Origin of the sequence: Salmonella sp. SAL4457 (assembly GCF_046548235.1) — a bacterium.
Classification (GTDB): Bacteria; Pseudomonadota; Gammaproteobacteria; order Enterobacterales; family Enterobacteriaceae; genus Salmonella; species Salmonella enterica.
On the sequence record NZ_JBGDZO010001125.1, the window covers coordinates 1 to 245 of the forward strand.

Sequence of the window (245 nt, forward strand, 5' to 3'; positions counted from 1 at the left end):
GTGCTGGCCGGCCTGTTGTTCGTCTTCGCCGCGATCGACGTCGTGATCCCGTGGTCGCTGGAGGAATCCGATCACGTGGTGCTCGACCCGAACACGGCGCGTCTCATCGAAGGAGTCACGAACGTGCTGGCGATCGAAGGGGCACTCGTCGGCGCCGTCTTCATCGGTACGTCGGCACGCGTCCTACGCGGCCTGGCTGTGATTCCGGGCTGGCTCGCCCGGTCGGGCGCGGTGGCAGCCGCGAT

Annotated in this window: 1 protein-coding gene; it reads left to right on the forward strand. The window is 67.8% G+C overall.

Translation table 11 applies throughout. The features are described 5' to 3' along the window. A partial coding sequence (locus ACLJNW_RS27690) for a hypothetical protein (protein ID WP_410961779.1) occupies nt 1–245 on the forward strand: 245 nt, incomplete at both ends.